The 21,930-nt window shown below is 71.0% G+C and carries 21 protein-coding genes; 15 read left to right on the forward strand and 6 right to left on the reverse strand.

What is annotated here, in order from left to right:
• Positions 1 to 104 precede the first annotated feature (104 nt).
• Positions 105 to 1,250, forward strand: a complete 1,146-nt coding sequence (hppD, locus tag B100_RS0115605; protein WP_024885374.1) for a 4-hydroxyphenylpyruvate dioxygenase — start codon at positions 105 to 107, stop codon at positions 1,248 to 1,250.
• A 27-nt stretch (positions 1,251 to 1,277) separates the two neighbouring features.
• On the opposite strand, the gene B100_RS0115610 is transcribed toward hppD, so the two are convergent.
• Entirely contained in the window at positions 1,278 to 2,672 is a 1,395-nt protein-coding gene (locus B100_RS0115610) for a tetratricopeptide repeat protein (protein WP_024885375.1), read from the reverse strand.
• Between the two features lie 103 nt (positions 2,673 to 2,775).
• Here B100_RS0115610 and B100_RS0115615 point away from each other — a divergent pair, with 103 nt between their 5' ends.
• The 3 genes from B100_RS0115615 (at position 2,776) to B100_RS0115625 (ending at position 6,652) form a co-directional block, all read left to right on the forward strand.
• Positions 2,776 to 4,191 carry an FAD-linked oxidase C-terminal domain-containing protein gene (locus B100_RS0115615; protein WP_024885376.1) on the forward strand — a complete coding sequence of 472 codons (1,416 nt, stop codon included), beginning with the start codon at positions 2,776 to 2,778 and terminating at the stop codon, positions 4,189 to 4,191.
• A 115-nt stretch (positions 4,192 to 4,306) separates the two neighbouring features.
• Complete coding sequence (locus B100_RS0115620) at positions 4,307 to 5,773, forward strand: RDD family protein (protein WP_024885377.1); 1,467 nt, start codon at positions 4,307 to 4,309, stop codon at positions 5,771 to 5,773.
• 84 nt (positions 5,774 to 5,857) lie between these two features.
• The gene (locus B100_RS0115625; RefSeq protein WP_024885378.1) at positions 5,858 to 6,652 is read left to right on the forward strand and encodes an RDD family protein; all 795 of its coding nucleotides are present in this window, start codon (positions 5,858 to 5,860) and stop codon (positions 6,650 to 6,652) included.
• A 62-nt stretch (positions 6,653 to 6,714) separates the two neighbouring features.
• On the opposite strand, the gene B100_RS0115630 is transcribed toward B100_RS0115625, so the two are convergent.
• Complete coding sequence (locus tag B100_RS0115630; protein WP_024885379.1) at positions 6,715 to 7,008, reverse strand: hypothetical protein; 294 nt, start codon at positions 7,006 to 7,008, stop codon at positions 6,715 to 6,717.
• Positions 7,009 to 7,398: 390 nt separating this feature from the next.
• Here B100_RS0115630 and B100_RS0115635 point away from each other — a divergent pair, with 390 nt between their 5' ends.
• Entirely contained in the window at positions 7,399 to 9,756 is a 2,358-nt protein-coding gene (locus tag B100_RS0115635; RefSeq protein WP_024885380.1) for an immune inhibitor A domain-containing protein, read from the forward strand.
• 122 nt (positions 9,757 to 9,878) lie between these two features.
• Entirely contained in the window at positions 9,879 to 10,208 is a 330-nt protein-coding gene (locus tag B100_RS0115640; protein WP_024885381.1) for a hypothetical protein, read from the forward strand.
• Positions 10,209 to 10,276: 68 nt separating this feature from the next.
• Here the strand turns inward: B100_RS0115640 and B100_RS0115645 are convergent, their stop codons facing one another.
• Entirely contained in the window at positions 10,277 to 10,867 is a 591-nt protein-coding gene (locus B100_RS0115645) for a nicotinamidase (RefSeq protein WP_024885382.1), read from the reverse strand.
• Between the two features lie 111 nt (positions 10,868 to 10,978).
• The gene (locus tag B100_RS0115650; RefSeq protein WP_024885383.1) at positions 10,979 to 12,325 is read right to left on the reverse strand and encodes a nicotinate phosphoribosyltransferase; all 1,347 of its coding nucleotides are present in this window, start codon (positions 12,323 to 12,325) and stop codon (positions 10,979 to 10,981) included.
• A gap of 143 nt (positions 12,326 to 12,468) precedes the next feature.
• On the opposite strand from B100_RS0115650, the gene clpS reads away from it, so the two are divergent.
• From clpS to B100_RS0115690, 8 genes are all read left to right on the forward strand, one after another.
• On the forward strand, positions 12,469 to 12,786 hold the full coding sequence (gene clpS / locus B100_RS0115655) for an ATP-dependent Clp protease adapter ClpS (RefSeq protein WP_024885384.1): 318 nt from the start codon (positions 12,469 to 12,471) through the stop codon (positions 12,784 to 12,786).
• A 68-nt stretch (positions 12,787 to 12,854) separates the two neighbouring features.
• Positions 12,855 to 13,457, forward strand: a complete 603-nt coding sequence (locus tag B100_RS0115660) for a DUF2017 domain-containing protein (protein ID WP_024885385.1) — start codon at positions 12,855 to 12,857, stop codon at positions 13,455 to 13,457.
• Between the two features lie 361 nt (positions 13,458 to 13,818).
• Positions 13,819 to 15,342 carry an alanine/glycine:cation symporter family protein gene (locus tag B100_RS0115665; RefSeq protein ID WP_024885386.1) on the forward strand — a complete coding sequence of 508 codons (1,524 nt, stop codon included), beginning with the start codon at positions 13,819 to 13,821 and terminating at the stop codon, positions 15,340 to 15,342.
• A 439-nt stretch (positions 15,343 to 15,781) separates the two neighbouring features.
• Positions 15,782 to 17,200, forward strand: coding sequence for an amino acid permease (locus tag B100_RS0115670; RefSeq protein ID WP_024885387.1), 1,419 nt, complete (start codon positions 15,782 to 15,784; stop codon positions 17,198 to 17,200).
• A gap of 133 nt (positions 17,201 to 17,333) precedes the next feature.
• A complete protein-coding gene (locus tag B100_RS0115675; protein ID WP_024885388.1) occupies positions 17,334 to 17,756 on the forward strand; it encodes a M67 family metallopeptidase in 423 nt (140 codons plus the stop codon).
• 79 nt (positions 17,757 to 17,835) lie between these two features.
• Positions 17,836 to 17,931 (forward strand): putative leader peptide, encoded by a 96-nt coding sequence (locus B100_RS37595; protein WP_315898746.1) that lies wholly within the window; start codon positions 17,836 to 17,838, stop codon positions 17,929 to 17,931.
• Between the two features lie 89 nt (positions 17,932 to 18,020).
• Positions 18,021 to 18,299, forward strand: coding sequence for a MoaD/ThiS family protein (locus B100_RS0115685; RefSeq protein ID WP_024885389.1), 279 nt, complete (start codon positions 18,021 to 18,023; stop codon positions 18,297 to 18,299).
• A 5-nt stretch (positions 18,300 to 18,304) separates the two neighbouring features.
• Positions 18,305 to 19,255, forward strand: a complete 951-nt coding sequence (locus B100_RS0115690) for a cysteine synthase (protein WP_024885390.1) — start codon at positions 18,305 to 18,307, stop codon at positions 19,253 to 19,255.
• A 71-nt stretch (positions 19,256 to 19,326) separates the two neighbouring features.
• On the opposite strand, the gene B100_RS37600 is transcribed toward B100_RS0115690, so the two are convergent.
• Positions 19,327 to 19,461 (reverse strand): hypothetical protein, encoded by a 135-nt coding sequence (locus B100_RS37600; protein ID WP_261383921.1) that lies wholly within the window; start codon positions 19,459 to 19,461, stop codon positions 19,327 to 19,329.
• A 202-nt stretch (positions 19,462 to 19,663) separates the two neighbouring features.
• On the opposite strand from B100_RS37600, the gene B100_RS0115700 reads away from it, so the two are divergent.
• Positions 19,664 to 20,416, forward strand: coding sequence for an MBL fold metallo-hydrolase (locus B100_RS0115700; RefSeq protein WP_024885391.1), 753 nt, complete (start codon positions 19,664 to 19,666; stop codon positions 20,414 to 20,416).
• Positions 20,417 to 20,503: 87 nt separating this feature from the next.
• Here the strand turns inward: B100_RS0115700 and B100_RS0115705 are convergent, their stop codons facing one another.
• Entirely contained in the window at positions 20,504 to 21,754 is a 1,251-nt protein-coding gene (locus B100_RS0115705; RefSeq protein ID WP_024885392.1) for a PTS transporter subunit EIIC, read from the reverse strand.
• Between the last annotated feature and the right edge of the window lie 176 nt (positions 21,755 to 21,930).

The raw sequence follows: 21,930 nt of genomic DNA on the forward strand, positions 1-21,930 counted from the left end.
CATCCTGTACAGAAAGCCCGCCGATACGGGCGTACGGCTGAACGTATTGCCCAGTGAATGGACGAACTATTGCGCACCTTGCAGGGCTGTTCCACTCTGCCCCTATGACGCAGACCACACACACCGCTCCCGACACCGCACGGCAGGCAGACCCCTTCCCGGTCAAGGGAATGGACGCGGTCGTCTTCGCCGTGGGCAACGCCAAGCAGGCGGCGCACTACTACTCCACCGCCTTCGGTATGCAGCTCGTCGCCTACTCCGGACCGGAGAACGGCAGCCGCGAGACCGCCTCCTACGTGCTGGAGAGCGGCTCGGCCCGCTTCGTCTTCACCTCGGTGATCAAGCGCTCCACCGAGTGGGGCTCCTTCCTCGAGGACCACGTGGCCGCACACGGCGACGGTGTGGTCGACCTCGCCATCGAGGTCCCGGACGCCCGCGCCGCGTACGCCTACGCGATCGAGCACGGCGCCACCTCCGTCGCCGAGCCGTACGAGCTGAAGGACGAGCACGGCACCGTCGTGCTGGCCGCGATCGCCACCTACGGCAAGACCCGGCACACCCTGGTCGAGCGCACCGGCTACGACGGCCCCTACCTGCCCGGCTACGTCACCGCCGACCCGATCGTCGAGCCGCCGGCCAAGCGCTCCTTCCAGGCCGTCGACCACTGCGTCGGCAACGTCGAGCTCGGCCGGATGAACGAGTGGGTCGAGTTCTACAACAAGGTCATGGGCTTCACGAACATGAAGGAGTTCGTGGGCGACGACATCGCGACCGAGTACAGCGCGCTGATGTCGAAGGTCGTGGCCGATGGCACGCTCAAGGTCAAGTTCCCGATCAACGAGCCCGCCGTCGCCAAGAAGAAGTCCCAGATCGACGAGTACCTGGAGTTCTACGGCGGCGCCGGCGTCCAGCACATCGCGCTGAACACCAACGACATCGTGCATACCGTCCGCCAGATGCGCGCCGCCGGTGTGCAGTTCCTGGACACCCCCGACTCGTACTACGACACCCTCGGCGAGTGGGCGGGCGAGACCCGGGTGCCGGTGGAGACGCTGCGCGAGCTGAAGATCCTCGTCGACCGCGACGAGGACGGCTACCTGCTGCAGATCTTCACCAAGCCGGTCCAGGACCGCCCGACGGTCTTCTTCGAGATGATCGAGCGCCACGGCTCCATGGGCTTCGGCAAGGGCAACTTCAAGGCGCTGTTCGAGGCCATCGAGCGCGAGCAGGCCAAGCGCGGCAACCTGTAGCACCGCGCCGCGCACCGCGCCCTCAGGTCAGGAGGACTCGGGGCCCGCCTGGACGGACGGCTCACCCAGGCGGGCCAGCGCCTCCTTCGCCCGCGGCGCGTGCAGCGGCGAGAACCAGGGGTTGATCCGCAGCGCCTCCGTCAGGTGGCGGCGCGCGGCCCCGTACCGCTCCAGCGCCCGCTCGACGGCCCCGCGGTGGTAGGCGAACAGCGCGCTGCGCACGCCCCCGCCCTTCGTCCCCTCCGTGGCCCGCACCGCGAACGGCAGCGCCTCCTCGTGCTCCCCGGCCCGGTGCAGCGCCCAGCCCAGCGCGTCCGCCACCTCCGTGGACGGCTGCCGCTCCCACTCCGCCCGCAGCCGCCGCACCGCCGCCCCGGGGTCGCCGTGGTCGGCCTCGAACCGGCCCAGCACCAGCTCCTCGTCCCCGCCGTGCGCGGACGCCAGCCGGACCCGTTCCCGCAGCAATGTGTACTGCACCTCGGCGGCCGGCTTCAGCCCCAGCGACTCGTAGAGCTCGCCCAGCTCCAGCGCGTACTCGGGCCGCGGGTGCTTCGCCAGTGCCGTCCGGTACGCGCTCAGCGCCTCCGTGGTCCGGCCCAGCGCCGCCAGCACCCTGCCCTGCCCGGCCTGCGCCGCCCGCTGGTCGGGATCGATGCGCACCGCCTCCTGGAAGTGGCGCAGCGCGTCCTCCCGGTCGCCGCGCTCCCAGGCGAGCTGCCCGGCCCGCTCCAGGTAGGCCGCGCGTTCGGCGGGCTCCCCGGCGGCCGACGCGGCGTCCACGAGCTTCGCCGCCGCGTCCTCCCGCCAGCCCCGGTCCCGGTAGACGGCGGCCGCCCGGGCCATCACGGCCGGTCCCGAGCGCAGCGCGGTGAGCTTCTCGAGCAGCCGGCCGGTCTCCTCGTCGTCCCCGAGTCCGGCGGACGCCTCGATCAGCGGCGGGTACGTCGTCCACCGCTCCGGCTCCAGCTTCCGCGCGGCCTCGCCCCACGTGCGGGCGCCCGCGTGGTCGCGGCGGGCGTTGGCCAGCGCGGCCATGGCCCGCAGCGCCGGCGCGTTGTCCTTCCGTACGTCGAGCGAGGTGCGCAGGGCCTTCTCGGCCCGCGGCCAGTACCGCGGGTCGGCCAGTCGCAGCCCCTGTTCCACGCGTGCCGCGCCGAGTTCGGCCCAGGCGCGGGCGTCCCGGGGCCGTTCGCGCACCCGCCGCTCACGGTCCCGGACCAGCGCCTCCAGGTCGGGCAGCGCGGCCGGCACCCCGCTGGTCACCGCGGCCAGCGCCCGTTCCTGCGGGGTGGGCCCGGGAGGCGCCTGTCCACCCCACGGCAACGTCACCAGCACCCCGGCCAGGGCGGTGCCCCCGGCGGCCGAGGCGAGCAGCACCCGGCGGCGGATCCGCCGGCGGTGCGCACGTGCCTTGTCGTCCATGGCGCACACTCTGCGTCACAGGTCACTTACGTATGATCATCACACTCCGAGAGGGCGCGACCGGTTCCGCGGGGTTCACACCGATGGCCCCGGGTGCGACGCTGTGATCATGAGCCGTATCGAAGCGCGACGCGATGAAGACACGGTGGCGGCCGGACCTCTCGTCGACCGGCTGCTCGGCGGGCTCCCCCCGGAGGCCGTCCTCACCGACCCGGACGTCACGGCCTCGTACGCCCACGACATGGCGAGCTTCTGCCCGGCCGGCAGCCCCGCGGTGGTGGTGCTGCCCCGCACGGTCGAGCAGGTCCAGCACGTCATGCGCACCGCCACCGAGCTCCGGGTTCCGGTCGTCCCGCAGGGCGCCCGCACCGGCCTGTCCGGCGCCGCCAACGCCACCGACGGCTGCGTGGTGCTCTCCCTGACCAGGATGGACCGCATCCTGGAGATCGACCCGGTCGACCGGATCGCCGTCGTGGAGCCGGGCGTCGTCAACGCCACGCTGTCCCGCGCGGTCGGCGAGCACGGCCTCGCCTACCCGCCGGACCCCTCCAGCTGGGAGATGTGCACCATCGGCGGCAACATCGGCACCGCCTCGGGCGGCCTGTGCTGCGTGAAGTACGGCGTGACCGCCGAGTACGTCCTGGGCCTGGACGTCGTCCTCGCCGACGGCCGGCTGCTGTCCACCGGCCGCCGCACCGTCAAGGGCGTCGCCGGCTACGACCTGACCCGGCTGTTCGTCGGCTCCGAGGGGTCCCTCGGCGTCGTCGTCCGCGCGGTGCTCGCCCTGCGGCCCAGGCCGCCCGAGCAGCTGGTGCTGGCCGCGGAGTTCTCCTCCGGGGCCGCGGCCAGTGACGCGGTGTGCCGCGTCATGGCCGCCGGACACGTCCCGTCCCTGCTCGAACTCATGGACCGCACCACGGTCAGGGCCGTCAACGACATGGCCCGCATGGGTCTGCCGGAGTCCACCGAGGCGCTGCTGCTGGCCGCCTTCGACACCACCGACCCGGCCGCCGACCTCGCCGCCCTCGGCGCGCTGTGCGAGGAGGCCGGGGCCACCCAGGTCGTCCCCGCCGAGGACGCCGCCGAGTCCGAGATGCTGCTCCAGGCCCGCCGGATGTCCCTGGTCGCGCTCGAGGCGGTCAAGGGCACCACGATGATCGACGACGTGTGCGTGCCCCGGTCCCGGCTCGGCGAGCTGATCGAGGGCGTCGAGCGGATCTCCGAGAAGTACCGGCTGACCATCGGTGTCGTGGCCCACGCCGGCGACGGCAACACCCACCCGACGGTCTGCTTCGACGCCTCCGACCCGGAGGAGTCGCGGCGGGCCCGGGAGTCCTTCGACGAGATCATGGCGCTCGGCCTCGAACTCGGCGGCACCATCACCGGCGAGCACGGCGTCGGCGTGCTGAAGAAGGAGTGGCTGGCGCGGGAGGTGGGCCCGGTGAGCATGGAGATGCAGCGGGCGGTCAAACACGCCTTCGATCCGCTGAACATTCTGAACCCGGGCAAGCTCTTCTGAACGAGAAGGTGCCCGAAAGGGGTGGGGTCCAGTCGGTCGGGCCGTTCGGCCCCCGCCCGTCTGATAGATGTGGTTCCCCCCGACCCATCCCTCGAGCAGATACGGGACGACGGACATGAGCGCCCCAACCCCGGCCCCCGGCGACGACAGGCCCCGCGAAGGGTACTACCCGGACCCGTCCATTCCTGGATATGTCCGGTACTGGAACGGTGCCTCATGGGTACCGGGCACGAGCCGTCCGGCGCCCGGTGACGGCGAGTCGCTCGCCCCGCCGCCCGGCGCCGCCCCGGCCGCGCCGTCCGTGGAGGAGACCGGCCCGCACTTCTTCGACGAGGACCCGGACGACGGCCCCGCCCTCGCGGGACCGTCCCCGGCCGACGCGCAGCACGGCAGCCGGCCCGAACCCGCCACGGCCTGGGGCGCCGACCCCGCGCGCCAGACCGGCTTCGGGGGCGACCCGGACCGCAAGGTCTCCTGGGGCGCCGACCCCCGGGTCCCGCACACCCCGGCCACCGGGGCCGCGGGCGGGACGGCCGCCGCGGCCGCCGGCCGGAGCGGCCCCGCCGCCGCACAGGGCGGCCCGGCCGACGCCGAGCCCGCCTCGGACGGTCCGCAGGCCGGCGGCGGGACCTTCGTGTTCCGCAGACCGACGGGCCCGGCACAGCCGCCGATCACCTCCGGCGGCGCGGCGCCGTCCGCCGACGAGGGCACCATGACCTTCCGCGCGGTCACACCCCGCGCCGGGGAGCAGGGCGCGGGTGCGGCCCCCGGGCGGCCCGGCTTCGCCGCCGGCAAGGCGGCTGCCGCGCGTGCCGCCGCGTCCCCGCCCGCCGCCCCGGCACCGTCCGGACCGCGGCAGGCCACCGCCCCGCCCGTCCCCCCGCAGGCCACCGCGCCCGCCGCCCCGGCCGCGCCCGCCCCCGCTTCCCCTGCCGCCCCGGCCGCCGCCGCGCCGCTCACGGCCGGTCAGGGGGGTGGCCAGTCCTCCTGGCCGCAGCAGGTGCACCGCCTCGCGGGCACCCAGGAGCCGGAGCCGGTCGCGCCGTGGAAGCCGCCGGTCGACGACGTCTTCCAGGCCGCCGCCCGCCGGCAGGCCGCGGCCCGCCCCGCCTCGCTGGGCCGGCGGCTGGCCGCCCGGCTGCTGGACACCGTCGTCCTCGGCGCCGTCACCGCCGTGGCCGCCGTGCCGCTCGGCCTGAAGGCCATGGACCACATCGACGCCAAGATCGAGGCGGCCAAGCTCTCCGGCGAGACCGTCACCGTCTGGCTGATCGACGGCACCACCTCGGTGCACCTCGGCATCGTCCTCGCCGTCCTGCTGCTCGCCGGGGTGCTGCTCGAGGTGCTGCCCACCGTCAAGTGGGGCCGCACGCTGGGCAAACGGCTGACGGGCCTGGAGGTGCGGGACATCGAGGGGCACGACGCGCCGGAGTTCGGCGCGGCCCTGCGGCGCTGGCTCGTCTACAGCGTGCCCGGGCTGCTCGTGGTCGGGGTCGTCGGTGTGCTGTGGGGCCTGTTCGACAAGCCGTGGCGCCAGTGCTGGCACGACAAGGCCGCGCACACGTTCGTCGCCGCCGCCTGACGGGCCGTCGGGCCCCCGGCCCCCGGTACTCCGGACGGCGGCTCGCCGGATGCGGGGCCGCGGGGTTCGGGGTCGACTCGGGGCATGACCACCGAACCGCCCCACGGCTCCGGTCAGCAGCCGCCGGACGAGGACCCGTTCAGGAAACAGCCCCCGCCGGACGAGGACCCGTTCAGGAAACAGCCCCCGCCGGGCGCCCCCGGCCCGGGCTCCGGCTCCCTGTACGACACCCCCGGCGGCGCGCCCCCGCCGGGGCAGGGCGGCAGCGGCCCGTACGAGGGCGCGGGCGGCCCCCAGGGTGGCGACCCCTACGGCGGCGGCGGTTCCTACGGCGGGGGAGGCGGAGGCCCCTACGGGGGAGGCCCTCCCGGGGGCGGCCCCTACGGCAGCGGCCCCTACGGCGGCGCGCCGGGCGGCGACCCGCTGGCCGGCATGCCCCCGCTCGCCGACAGCGCCCGCCGCACGCTCGCCCGCATCATCGACCTGATCCTCGTCGGCATCGTGGTCTGGCTGCTCACCTGGCCCGTCGGGGTCAGCGAGTACAACTTCGACGGTGAGCGGGTCAACGTCGGCAACGGCTTCGCCCAGTCGGTGATCGCCGCCGTCCTCTACATCGCCTACGACACCTTCATGGCCGTCCGCTTCGGCCGCACCCTCGGCAAGAAGTGGCTCGGCATGCGGGTCGCCAACCTCTCCGACGGCAACAACCCCTCCGTGCAGACCGCTCTGATCCGCGCCGCCGTGCTGTGGCTGCCGTTCGCCTTCTGCTGCGCCTGTGTGTGGACCGCGATCGCGGGCGGCTGGAGCTTCTTCGACCGGCCCTACAAGCAGGGGCTGCACGACAAGGCGGCCAGGACCGTGGTGGTCTCGACCCGGTGACGCGTGAGAGGGCGACCTGGCACGGGACCGGGGTCACCGCCCGGTCCCGCGCGGACGGGACGTCAGGACGCGGCGCGCTCGTGGACCGGCTCACGCACCTGCTCGCGGGCCGGCGAGGGCACCGTGGCCCGTACCGGCGCAGGCGTCGCGGGCGGGACCACGGCGACGGGCCGCCGGGCGGCGGGGACCGGGACTCTGGTGGCCACCACCAGTCCCAGGGCGAGCGCCGCGACGGCGATCACCGCGACGGCCGCGGCGGAAGTCGTCCCGGACAGCAGCAGCAGGGCGAAGGTCGACAGGATCACGGCGCACGTGCCGTAAGCGAACTGAGCGACAGTCGGACGGGGCATGGCCATCGTGTCCTCGGAAGTCGGGGGCTGTCGGCCTGGCTTTCCACCGGCTTGAACGGCGTGCCGCCAAGCGACTCTAACCGCGAGCGTGCCCGAGGGGAACGGACAGTAAGCGTGACCTGACCTACAGGGCCGGTGCACAGGGGGCGCACGGATTCATGCCGCCCCGCACACGGCCGGCCGGACGCGCCCGCCGGGGTTTCGCACGGAAGTGTCCGGAAAACGGACCCCGGCTCCGCATAACGCGTTTGATCTGTTCAAGTCAAGGTCTGTTTTTTCTGGCGAACCTCTAGTCAAATGACGTCACTTGACTACACGCGTTGATCACGTGCGCGCGGGACCTTCCCTGACGGAACCTCCTTCATCCGCGCGTACGAACGCGGGAGGGGATCTCAAGTGACCAGTAGACCCTGGACGTTCAGAGCGGCCGCGATAGGCGTGGCCCTCGCGGCGGCCACCGCCACCTGCTCTGCGTTCACCACGGCCCAGGCCGACACGGCCGACGCGGCCGACCGGCCGAGCGCCGTGGACCGCCAGGACCCGGCGTCGCACAACCACGTCGAGCACGACCTCGAGGGACCGCTCTCCAAGACGCAGGCGGCCCAGCGCGAGGAGGCCCTCAACCAGGTCCTGTCCGGCAAGACGTCGGTCAAGAACCGCGCGGGCTCGAAGGTCGTCGGCCTCAAGAGCAAGAAGGGCGACACCAAGTACGTCGAGCTGGGCCGGGAGAAGACCGACAAGATCTTCACCATCCTGGTCGAGTTCGGCGACCAGATAGACAGCCGCTACGGCGGCACCCCCGGCCCGCTGCACAACCAGATCGCCAAGCCGGACCGCAAGGTGGACAACTCCACCGCATGGCAGGCGGACTACAACCAGCAGCACTTCGAGGACATCTACTTCGGGTCCGGCAAGGGCGTCGACTCGGTCAAGACCTACTACGAGAAGCAGTCCTCGGGCCGCTACTCGGTCGACGGTGAGGTCTCCGACTGGGTCAAGGTCCCCTACAACGAGGCCCGTTACGGCTCCAACTACTGCGGCGACAGCACCTGCCCGAGCGTGTGGAACGTCGTCAGCGACGGTCTGAACGCCTGGGTCGCCCAGCAGAAGGCGGCCGGCCGCACCGACGCCCAGATCAAGGCCGACGCGGCCCGCTTCGACGAGTGGGACCGCTACGACTTCGACGGCGACGGCGACTTCAACGAGCCGGACGGCTACATCGACCACTTCCAGATCGTGCACGCCGGTGAGGACGAGTCCGCCGGCGGCGGCGTCCAGGGCGAGGACGCGATCTGGGCCCACCGCTGGTACGCCTTCGGCACCGACGCCGGCGCCACCGGCCCCGAGGAGAACAAGCTCGGCGGCACGCAGATCGGCTCCACCGGCATCTGGGTCGGCGACTACACCATCCAGCCGGAGAACGGCGGACTCGGCGTCTTCGCCCACGAGTACGGCCACGACCTCGGTCTGCCGGACCTCTACGACACCGCGGGCGGCGAGAACTCCACCGGTTTCTGGACCCTGATGTCCTCCGGTTCCTGGCTCGGCACCGGGAAGAAGGAGATCGGCGACCTGCCCGGCGACATGACCGCCTGGGACAAGCTGCAGCTCGGCTGGCTGAACTACGACGTGGCCAAGGCCGGGGTCAGCTCCTGGCACAAGCTCGGCCTCGCGGAGTACAACACCAAGCACAAGCAGGCCCTGGTCGTGACGCTGCCGAAGAAGGCCGTCACCACCGAGGTCGTCACGCCGTCCGAGGGCCAGACCCAGTGGTGGAGCGGCAGCGGTGACGACCTCAAGAACACCCTGAGCCGCACGGTCGACCTGACCGGCAAGTCCTCCGCCGAGCTGACCTTCGACGGCTGGTACGACATCGAGGCCAACTACGACTACCTCTACACCGAGGTGTCGACCGACGGCGGCGCCAACTGGACCGCCGTCGACGGCACGGTGGACGGCCAGCAGATCCCGCGCGACGGCAGCGACAAGCCCGCCCTGCACGGCACGATCGACGGCTACAAGAAGTTCGCGTACTCCCTGGACGCGTACGCCGGCCAGAAGATCGACCTGCGCTTCCGCTACCAGACCGACGGCGGCGTGGCCCAGAAGGGCTTCACGGCCGACGTGATCACGGTGACGGCGGACGGCGCCGCGGTGTTCTCGGACAACGCCGAGACCGCCGACGCCGCCTGGAAGGCCACCGGCTTCTCCCGCATCGGCGCGTCGTTCACCAACGACTACGAGCAGTACTACATCGCCGAGAACCGGCAGTACGAGTCGTACGACAAGACCCTCGAGGTCGGCCCGTACAACTTCGGCTACACGGCCCGTCCGGACTGGGTGGAGCACTACGCGTACCAGAACGGTCTGCTGATCTGGAAGTGGGACACCTCCCAGCTGGACAACAACACCAGCCAGCACCCGGGCAAGGGTCTGATCCTCCCGATCGACTCCCACCCGACCGCGCTGAAGTGGGCGGACGGCACCCTGATGCGCAACCGCATCCAGGCCTACGACTCCCCGTTCAGCACGTTCCGCACGGACGCGATCACGCTGCACAAGGCGGACGTCGCCAAGTACGTCCCGGGCTCGAAGGGTGTGTCGGTCTTCAACGACCGCAAGAACACCTACTGGGACCCGGCGAACCCGACCGGCAGTGTCCAGGTCACTGACACCAACACCAAGATCAAGATCACCAAGGAGCCCAAGGACGGCTCCACGATCGAGCTCGAGGTGGGCCCTGCGGGCCGGTAAGTAGCGTTCTCGCAGGTCAGCACATGATCGGCGGTGACCCCCTGGCGGGTCACCGCCGATCCGTGTTTAGGTGCCTCCTGTGGCTCTCTTATTGACACCTGGTGACACGGGGGTATGACCGCATGGCCGCAGGAGGTTTCTGCAAGCTGCCCAACGGCACGGTGGTGGTGGCGCTGAACCTGCCCAGCCCCGCCGCCGACGCACCGTCCGGGGTGCGGGTGCTGGTCCACGCCCACAACCGGGCGCGCGCCCTGACCAGGCTGCGTAACCTGGGCCTGCGGGCGGTCTACCTGCGCGGCAACACCGCGCCGCCCACCCCCGACGAGATCACCGCGGTCCTGCACCATCCCGACGGCCTGATATGGCGCACGGCGCCGGCCGGGGGAGTGCTCCCGCTGGAGCTCTGGCACCCGATCCGGGCCCTGCTCAGACCCCCGGCCGCCCGCGCCTGACCGGCCCCGGCGGGCCCGGGAGGCCGGCGGACGTCAGCGGCGGGCCGGCGGAACCGCACCGCCCGAGGTCACTGCACCACCGGCTTGCCCGACAGCTCCACACCCGCCTGCCGCAGCTCCTCCAGCGCACGCTCCGTCGTCCCGCGGGCGACACCCGCGGTGAGGTCGAGCAGCACCTGGGTGCGGAAGCCCTCGCGCACCGCGTCCAGGGCGGTGGCCCGCACACAGTGGTCCGTGGCGATGCCCACGACGTCCACCTCGTCGATCTCCCGCTCCCGCAGCCACCGGGCGAGCGGGGTGCCGTTCTCGTCGGTGCCCTCGAAGCCGCTGTAGGCCGCCGCGTACGCCCCCTTGTCGAAGACGGCGTCGACCGCCCCGGAGGTGACGGCGGGCGCGAAGTTCGGGTGGAACCCGACGCCCTCCGTGCCGGCCACGCAGTGGGCGGGCCAGGAGTGCACGAAGTCGGGGTGGTCGGCGAAGTGCCCGCCGGGGTCGACGTGGTGGTCGCGGGTGGCGACCACGTGCCGGTACCCGGCCGGGGCGGCCTGGCCGATCAGCTCGGTGACGGCGGCGGCCACGTCGGCGCCGCCGGTGACGGCGAGGCTGCCCCCCTCGCAGAAGTCGTTCTGCACGTCTACGACGATCAGTGCGCGGCGCATGGTCGGTGTCCTTCGGCTCTGGGGTGGACGGGCGGATTCGGGTGGGGGCCCGGGCGGGCGGACACCGGGCCCCGGGGACGGCGGGCGGCGACTCGCGCGGTCGGCTTGCCTTTAGCTACCCGACGGCCCGTGTGCGTACTCCGTCGGAAGGACGGGTTCCCCGCGCGAGAGCTGCGTCGCGGACAGCGGGAGTCCGGCGCGGGCGGCGGCGTGCCGGTCGCGGACCACGTCCAGCGGCTCGCGGGCGACCACCTCGCCGCCGCGCACCAGCGGCACCAGCAGCTGCCGGCCCGCCAGCTCGGGCGGCACCTCGCCGGTGCCGACCACCTCGGCCTCGGCGACGCCGTACGCGTCCAGGCGCCGGGCGGCCCACTTGCGGCCGCCGACGGAGGTCTTGCCGCCGGTGGACTTCTTCGCCACCGACATCAGCGGGGCCCCCGGTTCGGCGGTCTCGGCGCGGGCCACCAGCTTGTAGACCATGGAGGCGGTCGGGTGCCCGGAGCCGGTCACCAGCTGGGTACCCACCCCGTAGGCGTCCACCGGCGCCGCGGCCAGCGAGGCGATGGCGTACTCGTCCAGGTCCGAGGTCACGACGATCCTGGTGTCGCGGGCGCCCAGCTCGTCGAGCTGCTGCCGCACCCGGTGCGCCACCAGCAGCAGGTCACCGGAGTCGATGCGCACCGCGCCCAGCTCCGGTCCCGCGACCTCGACGGCCGCGCGGACCGCCTCGGTCACGTCGTACGTGTCCACCAGCAGCGTCGTGCCCGCGCCGAGGGAGTCCACCTGGGCGCGGAAGGCGTCCCGCTCGGTGTCGTGCAGCAGGGTGAAGGCGTGCGCGGAGGTGCCGACGGTGGGGATGTTGTAGCGGAAGCCGGCCGCCAGGTCGGAGGTGGAGGAGAAGCCGCCGATGTAGGCGGCGCGGGAGGCGGCGACGGCGGCCAGCTCGTGGGTGCGCCGGGCGCCCATCTCGATCAGCGGCCGGCCGGCGGCGGCCGACGACATCCGGGAGGCCGCGGCGGCGATGGCCGAGTCGTGGTTGAGGATCGACAGGATCACCGTCTCCAGCAGCACGCACTCCGCGAAGCTGCCCTCGACCCGCATGATCGGCGAGCCGGGGAAGTAGACCTCGCCCTCCGGGTAGCCCCAGATGTCGCCGGTGAAGCGGTAGCCGGCCAGCCAGTCCAGGGTCTCCTCGTCGACGACGGCCTTCTCGCGCAGGAAGCCCAGCATGGCCGCGTCGAAGCGGAAGTTCTCCACCGCGTCGAGCACCCGTCCGGTGCCGGCTACGACGCCGTAGCGGCGGCCGTGCGGCAGCCGCCGGGTGAAGACCTCGAACACGCTGTGCCGCGCGGCCGTCCCGGCCTTCAGCGCGGCCTGCAGCATCGTCAGTTCGTACTGGTCGGTGAAGAGCGCCGTCGACGGAACGGTCACCGGCAACGCAAGGTCCGCTGTGTCCATGGCGAGGATGGTACCCCCATTTCGTCACTCTGACGATTTAAGGTTCCGGGAGGGACGGCGGTCGCCGTCCGGACGGGGCGCGGACCACCCGGACGGCCTTGTGGGCGGGCCGGTTTGTGCGACCACCCCCCACCGGTGGCAGCATGGGCAGTGTGACGTCACCCGCACCCCTGGAGATCGAACGCACCGAGTCGGCGGAGGAGGTCTTCGCCGTACCCGAGCCCGACGTCCCGTGGGTCACGATCGTCCACAACGACCCGGTCAACCTCATGAGCTACGTGACGTACGTCTTCCAGTCGTACTTCGGCTACTCCAAGGACAAGGCCACCAAGCTCATGCTCGACGTCCACCACAAGGGCCGGGCGGTGGTCTCCAGCGGTACCCGTGAGGAGATGGAGCGCGACGTCCAGGCCATGCACGGCTACGGCCTGTGGGCCACCCTCCAGCACGACCGGAAGTGACACCGGACATGACCGCACCGGACGTGACCCGACCCCGCCCGCAGGACCGGAAGTAGCGAATCGCCTCCATGCCAGGACACTTCGAACCGCTCCCCGGCGGCGGCGCGGCCGTCGCCCTCGACAACGTCGAGATCTCCATCATCCGCTCGCTGGCCGTGCAGCTCATGGAGATCATCGGCCCCGGCCCTGCCGAGGAGGCCGGCGGCGACCCGCTCGCGGAACTCTTCGCCGAGGGGCCGAGCGAGCCCCCCTCCGACCCCGTGCTGCGCCGCCTCTTCCCGGACGCCTACGTCGACCCGGAGGGCGCTCCGCAGGCCCAGGAGGCCGAGGAGCAGCGGGAGCACTCCGCCGAGTTCCGCCGGTACACGGAGAACGACCTGCGGGCCGGGAAGCGGGACAACGCCCTCGCGGTGATCCGCTCCCTGGACGGGCTCGGTCCGGCCGGCGAGGGCGGCGCGGTGCTCAAGCTGTCCCCGCAGGAGTCCCGGCGCTGGCTCGGCGCGCTGAACGACCTGCGCCTGGCGATCGGGGCCCGGCTGGAGATCACCGACGAGGACGACAGTGACCTGCTGTTCCACCTCCCGGACGAGGATCCGCGCAAGCCGATGGTGATGGCGTACCTCTGGCTGGGCGGTCTGCAGGAGACGCTGGTCTCGACGTTGCTGCCGTGACAACGTCCCGGTCTGTCCGGTACATCCCGTGACGCGTTCGCTCAGATGAACCTCAAGTCCGAATAACGATCCCGTCACCGCCCCTGCGGCTTTCCGCCGCGGGGGCGATTTTGTGTGACCTGGGCCACTCGGGGGTCGGTAAAGGCGTGGTAAGAATTCGCAACCCGCTTGCGCCGCCGACGCGGTTGTGAGCAACGAAGCCGGTTCCCGCCGGTGTGCTGCCCTGCCCGAAACGGACGCCGGCCCCACGCAGGGGCCGTCCCCACCAGACCTCCGTCGCCGAACGGGACACGGACCACGCCCCACGTCGTCCCCCGCTCCGCAGCTGCCAGAACGTCCCCGCCCTCACCGAGGAAGTTCGATGTCACTCGACTCCATCACCACGACCATCGACGACTCCGTCAGCGATTTCTTCGACCCGGTCGCCACCACGGTCGGCGACATCGTGTTCTACACGGTCCCCGTCGGAGGAACCGACCTCCCCCTGATCGTCGCCTGGCTGGTCGTCGCCGGCCTGGTGTTCACCAGCTGGTTCGGCCTGATCCAGGCCCGCAAGCTCAAGCTCGCCTTCGACGTCGTCCGCGGCCGCTTCGACGAGAAGGGCTCACCCGGCGAGGTCAACCACTTCCAGGCGCTGACCGCCGCCGTCTCCGGCACCGTCGGCCTCGGCAACATCGCCGGTGTGGCCGTCGCCGTGTCGATCGGCGGCCCCGGCGCCACCTTCTGGATGATCCTCTGCGGCCTGCTCGGCATGGCCACCAAGTTCGTCGAGGTCACCCTCGGTGTGAAGTACCGCGAGGAGCACCCCGACGGCACCGTCTCCGGCGGTCCCATGCACTACCTGCCGAAGGGCCTCGCCGAGCGGTTCGGCCGCGGCGGCGCCCGGCTCGGCAAGGTGCTCGCGGTCCTGGCCTCCGTGATGATCCTGTTCTTCGGTCTGTTCGGCGGCAACCTCTTCCAGACCAACCAGTCCTACGCGCAGATCTCCTCGACCTTCGGCGGCGAGGACGGCTTCCTGGCCTCCTCCGCCGGCGCCGTGCTCTTCGGCCTGGTGGTCGCCGCGCTCGTGGGCCTGGTGCTGCTCGGCGGCATCCGCTCCATCGCCTCGGTCACCAGCCGCCTGGTCCCGGCCATGGCCATCATGTACGTCGTGGCGTGTCTGATCGTCATCCTGACCAACGTCACCGCCGTGCCGAGCGCGATCGGTGACATCTTCCAGGGCGCCTTCGAGGCGGAGGGTGTCGCGGGCGGTGTCATCGGCGCCCTGATCGTCGGTTTCCAGCGCGCCGCCTTCTCCAACGAGGCCGGTCTGGGCTCGGCCCCGATCGCCCACTCCGCGGTGAAGACCAAGCACCCCGCGAGCGAGGGCCTGGTCGCCCTGCTGGAGCCGTTCATCGACACGGTCGTGATCTGCACCATGACCGCGCTGACCATCGTCATCGCGGCCCCCGCCAGCTGGGACGCCGCCCGCGAGGGCAACGACATCGGCGGTGTCACCATCACCTCCGACGCGTTCGAGACCGTGCTGCCCTGGTTCCCGAACCTGCTGACCGTCGCGGTGCTGCTGTTCGCCTTCTCCACGATCCTCACCTGGGGCTACTACGGCCTGAAGGCTTGGGCCTACCTCTTCGGCCGCAGCAGGACCAGTGAGATCGTCTTCAAGGTGGTGTGGAGCGTCTTCGTGATCGCGGGTTCGCTGCTCTCCCTCGACTCGCTGATCAGCCTGGCCGACTCGGCGCTGTTCCTGCTGTCGGTGTTCAACATCATCGGCCTCTACCTGCTGGCCCCGGTGGTCAAGCGGGAGCTCGACTCCTTCCTCACGTACGTCCGCAACCGCCGGTCGGGCGCGCGGACGGCGGAGCCGGAGCCGGCCGACGCGCCCTGACCCCTCCCGGGCCCCCAGGGGCCGACTGAACCGGAAGGGTCCCGTCCATATCGCCACTCGGCGTGGACGGGACCTTTCCGTTTTCCGTTCCACCTGCACCTTGTGCACAGCTGTTCGCTCAACGGGCTCTCAAATCCGGATAACGATCCCGTCAAACGGCCGACCGCCTTTCCGTTTCCGGGTCGCGTTTGTCCCCTTTTCTTTGTGGTCCGCGTCACAACGCGACCGAACGACCACAGCGGTGACCGTGATAGACCTTCACGACCGCCCGGCGAACGCCACCCGAACGTTCGGCCGGGTGCGCCACCGAGCCGGTCACCGCCGGCCAGGCACGAGCGGGCTCGCACGCCCGCTCAGCTCCATCAGTCCGGGGGGATCGAGACCCGATCCGCGGCCGACGTACCGGCCCGGGTCGGCATGGAGAAAGGCGCACGACACCATGACCTCTGCGAAGGTCACCGAGGCCCCCGAAGAGGGGTACGAGCGCGGACTCGGCAGCCGCCAGGTCCAGATGATCGCCATCGGCGGCGCCATCGGCGTCGGCCTCTTCATGGGCGCCGGGGCGAACATCGCCAAGGCCGGGCCCAGCATCATCCTCATGTACGCCCTCGCGGGCGTGGTCATCTTCTTCATCATGCGGGCGCTGGGTGAACTGCTCCTCTACCGGCCCGTCTCCGGCTCCTTCGCCGAGTACGCCCGGGAGTTCCTCGGCCCGTTCTTCGGCTTCGTCACCGGCTGGACGTACTGGCTGATGTGGGTGGTCACCGGCATGGCCGAGCTGACGGCCGCCGCCATCTACATCCACTTCTGGTTCCCCGAGATCCCCCAGTGGGTCAGCGCCCTGGTGTTCCTCGTGGTGCTCTTCGGCGTGAACCTGATCTCCGTGAAGATCTTCGGCGAGGTCGAGTTCTGGTTCTCGATGGTGAAGGTCACGGCCATCATCGGCATGATCGTCATCGGACTCGGCGTGCTCACCCTCGGCTTCTCCGACGCCGGTGACACCGCCGCCGTCTCCAACCTCTGGTCGCACGACGGGTTCTTCCCCAACGGCATCGGCTCCAGCCTGATGACCCTCCAGGGCGTCATGTTCGCCTACCTCGCCGTCGAGCTGGTCGGCGTCACCGCCGGCGAGTCCGAGAACCCCGAGAAGACCCTGCCCAAGGCCATCAACACGCTGCCCTGGCGCATCATCGTCTTCTACGTCGGCGCCCTGCTGGTGATCCTCTCCGTCGTCAAGTGGACCGAGTTCTCCGCCGGCGAGAGCCCCTTCGTGCACGCCTTCGGCAAGATCGGCATCCCGCTCGCCGCCGGCATCGTCAACTTCGTGGTGCTCACCGCGGCCCTGTCGTCCTGCAACTCCGGCATGTACTCCACCGGCCGGATGCTGCGCGGGCTGGCCGCCAACAACGAGGCGCCCAAGGCCTTCGCCCGGCTCAACGCCCGCAAGACGCCCGCCGTCGGCATCACCGTCTCCGTGGCGCTCATGGGTATCGGCGTGATCCTCAACTACGTCGTCCCCGAGAAGGCGTTCACCTACGTCACCTCCGTCGCCACCGCGGCCGGCATCTGGACCTGGATGATGATCCTCGTCAGCCACATCCGCTACCGCCGCGCGGTCGACGCCGGACGGCTGCGCGCCTCGTCCTTCCCCGCCCCCGGCGGAGCGAAGTTCAGCTGGGTCGCCCTGGCCTTCCTGATCGGCGTGACCGTCATGATCGCGGCGGACCAGGACGCCCGGGTCTGCCTGTACGTCGCGGCCGGCTGGGCCGTCGCCCTCGGCATCGGCTGGACCGTGCTCAAGAAGGGCAACCCGGCGATCGCGGACCGCGACGAGGACCGGTTCGAAAAGGTCGGCTGACCACCCCGAAGGACGCCGGCGCCGGGGAGCACTCGTGGCGTTCCCCGCCGCCGTCCGCTCAAGGCGTCCGGCATCCGGGCCGTTCCGTACCACCCCTCGGTACGGAACGGCCCGTCTGCTTATCCTGAGCCTCATGCTGACCATCACCCAGGCCCTGTACGACCAGATCGTCGCCCACTCCCGTGAGGACCACCCCGACGAGGCGTGCGGCGTGGTGGCGGGCCCGGTGGGCTCCGGCCGCCCCGAGCGTTTCATCCCCATGCTGAACGCGGCCCGCTCACCCACGTTCTACGAGTTCGACTCCCAGGACCTGCTGAAGCTGTACCGGGAGATGGACGACCGCGACGAGGAGCCGGTGGTCATCTACCACTCGCACACCGCGACCGAGGCCTACCCCTCCCGCACCGACATCTCCTACGCCAACGAGCCCGGCGCCCACTACGTGCTGGTCTCCACCGCCGACACCGACGGCGCCGGCGAGTTCCAGTTCCGCTCCTTCCGCATCCTGGACGGTGAGGTCACCGAGGAGGAGGTACGGGTCGTCGACGCGTACTGATCCCGCATCGCGGATGGCCGACGTCCGGGATGTGGGATCACACTCCGGATCCCGGACAGGGAATCGATACGATGAGTGCATGGTTCTCTTCGACGTGGGCGACAAGGCGCCGGGCGCACTGCTCGTGGCGCGGCTCCACGTCGACCTGTGCAGGCTGAACAGCGCCATCTGTTGACGTTCCGCCGCCGCCGTACGGCCGTGAGCCGCGGCGCCGCCGTGCGCCCTTGAAGAACCCACGACACCTTCCGACAGGAGCCCTCAGCCATGGCCATCGAGGTCCGCATCCCCACCATCCTCCGCCAGTACACCGACGGTCAGAAGGCCGTGGAGGGCAACGGGGACACCCTCGCCGAGCTCTTCGCCGACCTCGAGACCCGGCACACGGGCATCCAGGCCCGCATCGTGGACGACGGCCAGCTGCGCCGCTTCGTCAACGTCTACCTCAACGACGAGGACGTCCGTTTCCTCGACGGCATCACCACCAAGCTGAGCGACGGCGACAACGTGACGATCCTGCCGGCCGTCGCCGGCGGTATGGCCTGATCGGTATGCGTTACGACTCCCCGCTGGCCGCGGTGGGCAACACCCCTCTGGTGCGCCTGCCGCGGCTGTCGCCGTCCGCCGACGTCCGCATCTGGGCCAAGCTCGAGGACCGCAACCCCACCGGCTCGATCAAGGACCGCCCCGCCCTGCACATGATCGAGCAGGCGGAGAAGGACGGCCGTCTCACCCCGGGCTGCACCATCCTGGAGCCCACCTCCGGCAACACCGGCATCTCGCTCGCCATGGCCGCCAAGCTCAAGGGCTACCGCATGGTCTGCGTGATGCCTGAGAACACCTCGCAGGAGCGGCGCGACCTGCTCGGCATGTGGGGCGCCGAGATCATCCCCTCCCCGGCCGCGGGCGGTTCCAACACCGCCGTGCGCGTCGCCAAGGAGCTCTCCGCCGAGCACCCGGACTGGGTGATGCTCTACCAGTACGGCAACCCGGACAACGCGGGCGCCCACTACGCGACCACCGGCCCCGAGATCCTCGCCGACCTGCCCTCCGTCACCCACTTCGTGGCGGGCCTCGGCACCACCGGCACGCTCATGGGCGTCGGCCGCTACCTGCGCGAGCACAAGCCCGACGTGAAGATCGTCGCCGCCGAGCCGCGCTACGACGACCTGGTGTACGGCCTGCGCAACCTCGACGAGGGCTTCGTGCCCGAGCTGTACGACGCGTCCGTGCTGACCACCCGCTTCTCCGTCGGCTCCGCCGACGCGGTCACCCGCACCCGCGAACTCCTGCAGCAGGAAGGCATCTTCGCCGGCGTCTCCACCGGCGCCGCCCTGCACGCCGCGATCGGCGTCGCGAAGAAGGCCCAGAAGGCCGGCGAGTCCGCCGACGTGGTCTTCGTCGTCGCCGACGGCGGCTGGAAGTACCTGTCGACGGGCGTCTACACGGCCACGACGACGGAAGAAGCCATCGAAACCCTCCAGGGCCAGCTCTGGGCGTAGCCCGCCGCGGATGACGCGGGGGCCGGGGGGCCGGGGGAACACCCCGGCCCCTCAAGCGTTTCCGGGGGCCTTCACTCCGGTTCACCGTCGCGTTTCGGGCGGCGGTTCCTGCGCGGCCGGTGGCCTCTGCCCCAGCCGTCGACCAGGGCGGTGACCAGGGCGAGCAGGACCACCGCGGCGAGCGCGAGCCACCAGGCCGTGTTCATGTCCAGACCGTACCGGCGCGAGCGGGTGCCGCGCGCCCCATCCCGCCCCCACACGCGCCCCTTCCAGCCGAACCGGTGACAGCGCAGGTGAGTTCGCCCACAACGGCGCCTGGTGGAGGAGCGACCGCAGGTTTTGCGCCTTACGCTCGACGAACCGCACGACCCCCGTCTCTCCATACCCGCCAGCGGAGGTTTCTGCTTCATGAAGCTCACCGTCGTCGGCTGCTCGGGGTCGTTCCCGTCCGCGGAATCGGCCTGCTCGAGCTACCTCGTCGAGGCCGACGGCTTCCGGCTGCTCCTCGACATGGGCAACGGCGCCCTGGGCGAGCTGCAGCGCCACTGCGGTCTCTACGACCTCGACGCGATCTTCCTCAGCCACCTGCACGCCGACCACTGCATCGACATGTGCGCCTACTTCGTGGCGCGCTACTACCGGCACGACGGCGGCCGCTGCGCCCCGCTGCCGGTCTACGGTCCCGAGGGCACCGAGCACCGGCTGACGACCGCCTACGCCGACACCCCCTCGGCCTCCTCCATGAGCGAGGTCTTCGACTTCCACACGGTCAAGCCGTCCACCTTCGAGATCGGACCGTTCCTCGTGCACACCGAGCGCGTCGCGCACCCGGTCGAGGCGTACGGCATCCGCATCGAGCACGGCGGAAGGACCCTGACCTACTCCGGCGACACGGGCGTCAGCCCCGCGCTCGACGACCTCGCCCGCGACGCCGACCTCTTCCTGTGCGAGGCCGCCTTCACGCACGGCAAGGAGAACATCCCCGACCTGCACCTCAACGGCCGCGAGGCGGGCGAGACGGCGGCCCGGGCGCGCGCCCGCCGGCTGATCCTCACCCACATCGCCCCGTGGACCGACCCGCAGGTCAACCTCACCGACGCCCGCACGGTGTACGACGGGCCGGTCGGCCTGGCGGCGCCGGGGGCGACGTACGAGATCTGAGGCCGCGGCAGGCGAAGGCCCTCTCGCGGCACGGCGAAGGCCCGGAACCGAGACGGTTCCGGGCCTTCGCGTCGAGCGTGTGAGGGCCTACGCCTTGGTGAGGTCCTCGACCTCCTCCTCGGGCTCACGGCCCGGGGTGGTGAGGTTGAACTTGACGATGGCGAAGCGGAAGACCACGTAGTAGATCACCGCGAACACCAGGCCGATCGGGATGATCAGCCATGGCTTGGTCGCCAGGTTCCAGTTCAGCACGTAGTCGATGAAGCCCGCCGAGAAGGTGAAGCCGGCGTGCACACCGAGCGCCCAGGTGATCGCCATCGACAGGGCGGTGAGCACCGCGTGGATCACGTACAGCAGCGGCGCGATGAACATGAACGCGAACTCGATCGGCTCGGTCACACCGGTCACGAACGAGGTCAGCGCGAGCGAGACCATCATGCCCATCACGGCCTTGCGGCGCTCGGGACGGGCGGCGTGCGCGATCGCGATCGCGGCGGCCGGCAGACCGAACATCATGATGGGGAAGAAGCCCGACATGAACAGACCGGCGTCCGGGTCACCGGCGAAGAACCGGTTCAGGTCACCGTGGACGACCTCGCCGGCGGCGTTGGTGAAGTCACCGATCTGGAACCAGGAGACGGTGTTCACGAACTGGTGCATGCCGATGGGGATCAGCGCGCGGTTGATCAGACCGAACAGACCCGCGCCCGCGGCACCGAGACCGGTGATCCACTCACCCGCGTCGGAGATGACGTCGCCGATCGGCTCCCAGACCAGGCCGAAGAAGACACCCATGAGGGTGCCGACGAACGCCATGATGATCGGGACGAGCCGGCGGCCGTTGAAGAAGCCGAGCCAGTCCACCAACTGCTTGCGGTGGTAGCGCTGCCACAGCACCGCGGCCAGCAGACCCATGAGGATGCCGCCGAGGACACCGGGGTTGTTGTAGGTCGCGGCTATGTCCGCGCCGTCCTGCACCTTGGCCTCGGTGACCGGGAAGGCCTTCAGGACGTTGCTGTAGACCAGGAAGCCGACGAGCGCGGCGAGAGCGGTCGAGCCGTCGGCCTTCTTGGCGAAGCCGATGGCCACACCGATGCAGAACAGCATCGGCAGGTTGTCGAAGATCGCGCCACCAGCGGTGGCGAAGACGGCCGCGACCTTGTCCCAGCCCAGACCGTCCGCGCCGAACACGTCCGGCTGGCCGAGACGGAGCAGGATGCCCGCCGCCGGGAGCACGGCGATCGGGAGCTGCAGGCTGCGGCCGATCTTCTGCAGGCCCTGGAACAGGCCGGATCCCCGCTTCTTTGCGGGGGCCGCCGAGTCGGTGGCGGTGCTCATACTTCCTCCATCGGTGGTGGTCTACACCACTACTGGTGTAGACCTTTTGTAGCACGATGAAGGCCACGTAAGGAACCCGCGAAATCGCGACCGCGGCACTACGCACGGTGCCTGCCCGAGACGGTCGGACGACACCCCCCGCGGGCACACCGAAAAGCCCCCGGAACTCAAGGTTC

Source organism: Streptomyces sp. CNH189 (genome assembly GCF_000527195.1).